The organism is Microbacterium sp. zg.Y909 (assembly GCF_024626565.1).
This window is the reverse complement of record NZ_JANJFJ010000296.1, coordinates 1-5491: the sequence shown is the minus strand read 5'-3', so window position 1 is coordinate 5491 and position 5491 is coordinate 1. Positions and strand designations below refer to the sequence as shown.

The 5491-nt window shown below is 69.8% G+C and carries 6 protein-coding genes and 1 tRNA gene; 5 read left to right on the top strand and 2 right to left on the bottom strand.

Going from position 1 to position 5491, the window contains the following annotated elements; translation table 11 throughout:
• Nucleotides 1-54: 54 nt before the first annotated feature.
• Both NQ160_RS17540 and NQ160_RS17535 read left to right on the top strand, forming a co-directional pair.
• Nucleotides 55-126: transfer RNA gene (locus NQ160_RS17540), tRNA-Val, on the top strand.
• 456 nt (nucleotides 127-582) lie between these two features.
• Nucleotides 583-1389: an Ltp family lipoprotein gene (locus NQ160_RS17535; protein ID WP_257516427.1), complete on the top strand. Its 807-nt coding sequence runs from the start codon at nucleotides 583-585 to the stop codon at nucleotides 1387-1389.
• A 108-nt stretch (nucleotides 1390-1497) separates the two neighbouring features.
• Here NQ160_RS17535 and NQ160_RS17530 read toward each other — a convergent pair whose 3' ends face one another.
• On the bottom strand, nucleotides 1498-1992 hold the full coding sequence (locus NQ160_RS17530) for a GNAT family N-acetyltransferase (RefSeq protein ID WP_257516426.1): 495 nt from the start codon (nucleotides 1990-1992) through the stop codon (nucleotides 1498-1500).
• Nucleotides 1993-2075: 83 nt separating this feature from the next.
• Between NQ160_RS17530 and NQ160_RS17525 the strand changes: the two genes are divergently transcribed.
• The 3 genes from NQ160_RS17525 (at nucleotide 2076) to NQ160_RS17515 (ending at nucleotide 4223) form a co-directional block, all read left to right on the top strand.
• On the top strand, nucleotides 2076-3446 hold the full coding sequence (locus tag NQ160_RS17525) for a hypothetical protein (protein WP_257516425.1): 1371 nt from the start codon (nucleotides 2076-2078) through the stop codon (nucleotides 3444-3446).
• Nucleotides 3447-3455: 9 nt separating this feature from the next.
• Nucleotides 3456-3977: a glycine cleavage system protein R gene (locus tag NQ160_RS17520; protein ID WP_257516424.1), complete on the top strand. Its 522-nt coding sequence runs from the start codon at nucleotides 3456-3458 to the stop codon at nucleotides 3975-3977.
• Nucleotides 3978-4040: 63 nt separating this feature from the next.
• Entirely contained in the window at nucleotides 4041-4223 is a 183-nt protein-coding gene (locus tag NQ160_RS17515; protein WP_257516203.1) for a hypothetical protein, read from the top strand.
• 6 nt (nucleotides 4224-4229) lie between these two features.
• Here NQ160_RS17515 and NQ160_RS17510 read toward each other — a convergent pair whose 3' ends face one another.
• Complete coding sequence (locus NQ160_RS17510) at nucleotides 4230-5387, bottom strand: SLC13 family permease (RefSeq protein ID WP_257516428.1); 1158 nt, start codon at nucleotides 5385-5387, stop codon at nucleotides 4230-4232.
• Nucleotides 5388-5491: the final 104 nt, after the last annotated feature.

Genomic DNA, 5491 nt, shown 5'->3' with positions numbered 1-5491 from the left:
ACACGGGTTCGAATCCCGTCGCCACCTCCACTCAGAACTGAACAGCCCTTACGGGCGCGATTGGCGCAGCGGTAGCGCGCTTCCCTGACACGGAAGAGGTCACTGGTTCGATCCCAGTATCGCGCACAAGACAAAACCCCCGGCTTACCGGGGGTTTTCTTGTTTCTGGCGTCGGCCGTTGCCCTCCGTTCTCGGGGCCTGCCCACCTCGGCTGCACCATCATCGCTAGCCGCCGGGACATGGACGCCGGCATCCTTCGGGCGCCCACGTGTGGGGCCGGAGTTTCTTCGCATCGAGATGACCGACGTACACGTCCTTGCCCAGCCGGCGCGTCTGCTGTGCCCGTTACCGGCCGGTGCCGTTGCGCGCTCCGTTACTGGATTGGTGCTGGTGCGATGTCGGAGGGGTGCGGCAGTGTGTTCAAGTGAGGGCCTGGGGGCCCTCCTGGGGAGTATCCAGTCCTGCGCGCGCCGCGTGCAGGACTGCTGGTTCTGCACGTGACGACGATGGCGCACGCCGCAGGGCACAGGTCAGGCCAGCAGGCCGAACCTGCCTCAGCCACTGAGCGCTCAAGGAGCAACGATGTCCCAAGCACCCACCATGCAGTACCCGTACGCACCTCCGCCTCCGCAGAACGGCCCGCTCACATCGCAGAAGAGCTTCGTGGTCACCTGGGTCCTCAGTTACCTGCTGGGTGGGCTCGGCGTGGACCGGTTCTACCTCGGGAAGATCGGCACCGGCGTGCTGAAGCTGCTGACCCTCGGCGGGTTCGGCATCTGGGCCCTGGTGGACATCATCCTCGTCCTCACCGGCAACCAGAAGGACAAGCATGGCCTGCCCCTGGCCGGGTACGACCAGCACAAGAAGCTCGCGTGGATCATCACCGCTGTGCTGCTGGTGCTCGGGATGGTCAGCGGTGGTATCGCCGCAGCGACCAGCGCCGCGGTGGTCGCGTCCGTGCCGGCGGGGCCGGCCGCGGCAGAGCCGGAGGAAGCGGAGCCCGCGCCCGCCGCCGAGGAGGATGAGCCGGCCGCGGAAGCGGAGGAGGAAGCTGCGCCTGCGCCCGCACCGGAGCCTGCGGTGCCCGCTGAGTACGCGTCCGCGATGGTGAAGGCGGACATGTACGCAAACATGATGTCGATGAGCAGAGCCATGCTGTATGAACAGTTGACCAGCGAGTATGGGGAGAAGTTCTCCGCCGAGGCCGCTCAGTACGCCGTGGACAATGTCGTCGCCGACTGGAACGCCAACGCGCTCGAGAAGGCCCGGGTGTACCAGAACGAGATGGCGATGTCGCCGGACGCGATCCGCGACCAGCTAACGAGCGAGTACGGGGAGCGGTTCACGGCGGAGGAAGCAGAGTACGCCATCGCCAACCTCAACGGCTGAGCGAACATCACAGCGCCCCGCACCGGATTCCTTCTGGTCCGGGGCGCTGTTGCGCGCGGGCCAGAAGTAATCGTCCCGAAAACGACACCGCGCGTACCTAAGTGCCACTCAGCGGAGCATGCGCGCCTCGGTGATGCCGGGGATCGCCGGGTCCGTCTTCTCCACCCCGTCGAACGCGAAGCCGTTGCGACGGTAGAACGCGATGGCGCGCGGATTCTGCGTCGCCACCCAGAGCGAGGCGGGCAATGCCCCCAGGGCCGCATCGAGCAGCTCCTGCCCGACACCGGATCCGTGATGCGCGGCGGCGACGTAGATCGCGCACAGTTCGTGCTCGCGCGGCGGCGCCTCGTCGGGCTCGCCGCGGCCGGGGCCGATCCACGCGAAGCCGATGAGGGCGCCGTCGAGCTCGGCGACGCGCACCGCGTGTTCCGGTCGGGGTTGAGCCAGAAGGTACTCCCACATCCGTCGCCGGCCGTCGGCGAACGCGTCGGTGAAGAAGCCCTCGGGGAGGAGCCGGCTGTACGTCTCCTGCCAGGTCGAGACGTGCAGGGCGGCGAGCGCCCCGGCATCCGCACGGCCAGGTTCACGGACGGTGAAGGACATGCGCCCATCGTGACATCCCGCCTGCCCTCCCCGTCAGGCGCGCACCCTGGCGAGCCCCGGACCCCGGGTGTACTGTCCGGGCGATGAGGACCCCTGCCTACGAAAAGGTGAGGTTCGCGGGGTACGCGATACCCACCACGCCGGCCGACATCATCGCGTTCGGCGACCAGCGCGGCCGGGGCGCGATGGCGGGCACCTACCGGGCAGCCGATGACCTCCTCGCCGACGTGCGCGGCCGCGCGGCGGTCATGAAGGCCGCGGTGGACCTGACCCGTGGCGCCCTGCCCGATCTCGGTGACCCTTCCGTGCTGAACGTCTTCGTGGCGCCGGAGTTCTTCTGGCACGGGCCCCTCGGTCCCTACGTATCCACCCCCGGCGGACGCGACCCGGCCGAGATCGTCCTCGAGGTGCTCAGCGAGCAGTTCCCCGCATCGCAGTACCCGCACTTCCTCCTGGTGCTCGGCTCGGTGGTCACCGCCGAGGTCGCCGACATCGATGCGGTCCTCGACTCCGTCGACGCGCGCACCCGCACCGACATCGTGCGTCACCTCGGCGAGGCCTGGCGGCGGTCGTCCGGGGTCATGCGCGGTGTGATCTTCGACATGATGGTCGACTTCATCAGAAGCGCCCACGCGTATCCGCTGGTGCAGGTGCGCAACCGCGGCCTGGTGATCAGCTCCACCCCGGTCGACGGCATCGTCTCAGCGCTCGGGGCGGGCGCATTCACGACCCAGAAGCACTATGACTCCCACGAGGACTTCCTCCTCTGGGAGACCGCCGGTAAACCCGTTGTCACCGAGGCGATGGCGACCTACCCCAGGCTGGATCTCTCCGCCGGGGACTTCAAGACCCACGCCTCCGATCCCCACGCCATCTTCGCGGTACCGGGCGACCGCACAGCAGTAAACGTGGCGGTGGAGGTGTGCCTGGACCACGCCGACCGCCGGCTGCGGAAGAGCAGCGCACGCAGTCCGTGGCCTCGGCCCGACGACGGCCTCGACCTGCACCTCGTGCCGTCATGCGGGATGCAGCTGCACGCCCCTGCCGTCGCCGCACGATCCGGGGGCTGGGCCTTCAACTGCGACGGCCAGTACCCGCTGGGCGACCTGGGCACCGAGGGGGTGCGTCGGCAGGGCGTGGTCGCGGGCGTGGAGTGCGTCTATGCCGACTATGTCGACTCTGCAAGCCCGGCGCACGCCGCGCATACCCAGCTGGCGCGGGTGCGCACCGGACCGCTTCTCCCCGACGAGAACGCGCCGGGCGCGATGGATGCCACGTTCGCGCCTCCGCCGCAGGTGACCGTGGACATCCTCCCGGTGCCGCCCATCGACGAGGTCGGCGGATTGTTCGCCGGCGGAGCCGGCGCGGTGCACATCTACGGCATTACCGAGCCGATGCCGCTGCGAGAGTCACTCCGGGCAGACCGACCCGGAAGCCATGCCGGCGGGGGATAGGCTCACCGCATGGCTCACCTCGTCCTCACCGTCGTCGGCGATGACCGCGCCGGACTCGTCCGCGCGCTGGCTGACGTCGTGGCCGCGCACGGCGGCAACTGGGAGCGCAGCGAACTGGCCGAGCTCGCCGGCGCCTTCGCGGGCGTCGTCATGGTCAGCGTTCCCGACGCCCAGGAGATGGCGCTCACCTCGGCCCTGCGGGGTCTCGACGGCCTGTTGCGCGTCACGGCACACGCCCCCGTGGATGCCGCAGCATCGTCGGCCGACAGCGGCAGTCGGGTCACCTTCAGCGTGCTGGGCAACGACCGCCCCGGCATCGTCCGCGACGTCACCGCGACGCTCGCCGCGCTCGGCCTCAGCATCGACATGTTCACCAGCGACACCCTCGATGCGCCGATGGCGGGTGGCACGCTCTTCGAGGCGACCGTCGACGCGCGCGTCCCGACCGGCGTCGAGGTCGCCACCGTCGTGTCCGCGCTGGAAGAACTCGCCGGCGAGATCCAGGTCGACATCACGGTGGGGGAGCGCTAGCAGATCTCGCGCGCTGCGGGACTTGGCTACGATCAAGGGACCGCAATCCCACGGAGGTAGTGAATGTTCATCCTGTACGCGCTGTACGTGGTGCTGTTTCTTCTCGGCTTCTACCTCTTCGGGTTGTCGTTCGCGATCGACTCCGACCCCAGCGGGTTCATCTTCGCCGCCGGCGTCATCGCCGTCTCGCTGGCCCTCGCCCTGATGGTGCACGCGCCTGGCACGGCCCGCCGCCAGGACTCCTGAGCCCCGCTACAGCGCCAGCGGCAGCACCGCGAGCCCGACGATGACCGGCGCCGCCACGGCTCCGCGCAACATGTAACGGCGCCATGGCACGTCGATGCCGTCCGCTCGCAGGCGCTCGTGCCAGAGCAGGGTCGCCAGTGACGCCCACGGCGTCACGAGCGGCCCCGCGTTCACGCCCACCAGCAGAGCGCCCAGACGCGCGGGGGAGTCGGCGACCGATTCCAGCGCCAGGTACGCGGGCAGGTTGTCGATCGCATTGGCGGCGATGAGCCCAGCACCGGCGACCCGCAGCAGCTCCACGACACCGTCGCCCGCCCCCACCACGGGGCGCAGCAGCTCGGCGGCGCCCCAGGACTGCAGCGCGCCGACGGCGAGGAAGAGCCCCGAGGCGAAGACGACCAACTGCCATGGCAGCAACCGCAGCCCGAGCGCACGCGGATTGCGCCAGCCGTGGACGATGGCGATAGCGACCGCCGCGGCCAGGGCGGGCTGCCACGGCGGCAGACCTGAGACGAGCATCGGCAGGAGCACGACGACGATCACCGATGCCGCGCGCAGCAGCACCGGGTCGGAGACCCGGGGCGCCGGGGACGGCGTGTAGCGCCCTCGCAGGTCGTGCCGGTGCACGACGAGCAGCAGCAGCACCGTCACGACGACCGCCACGAGCGCCGAAGGCCACATGAGCGCCACGAAGTCACCCGGACCACCGGTCCCGATGCGATGCGCCGCGAGCAGGTTGGTGAGGTTCGACACCGGCAGCAAGAGCGAACCGGTGTTGGCCAGCCACACCGTCGTGAAGGCGAAGGGCAGCGGGGCGAGTCCGTTCGCCCGCGCGACGGCCACCACGACCGGGGTGAGCAGCACCGCCGTCGTGTCGAGGGAGAGGAAGGCCGTCACGATGACGGCGAGCCCGACCACGGCGAGCCACAGCACGATCGTGCGTCCGCGAGCGAGGCGTGCGAGCCGCGCCGCCACCACGTCGAACACGCCCGCCGACGCGGCGAGCTCGGCCACGATCGTCACCGCCACGACGAACAGCAGGATGGGCCAGACGCGGTCGGCGACCGCCAGCGCATCGGATGCCGGGAGCACGCCGACCGCGACTGCGGCCCCGCCGAGCAGCAGGAGAACGGCACCGATGACGGCGAGCTTCACGGCATCCATCATCGCGGTCCGCGCACCCCACTAGAATCGTGCCCATGGAACTGAGCCGGACGACCGCTGCGAACGTCGTCGCGGCCTCCGGCACGCGAACGCTTCAGGCCTGA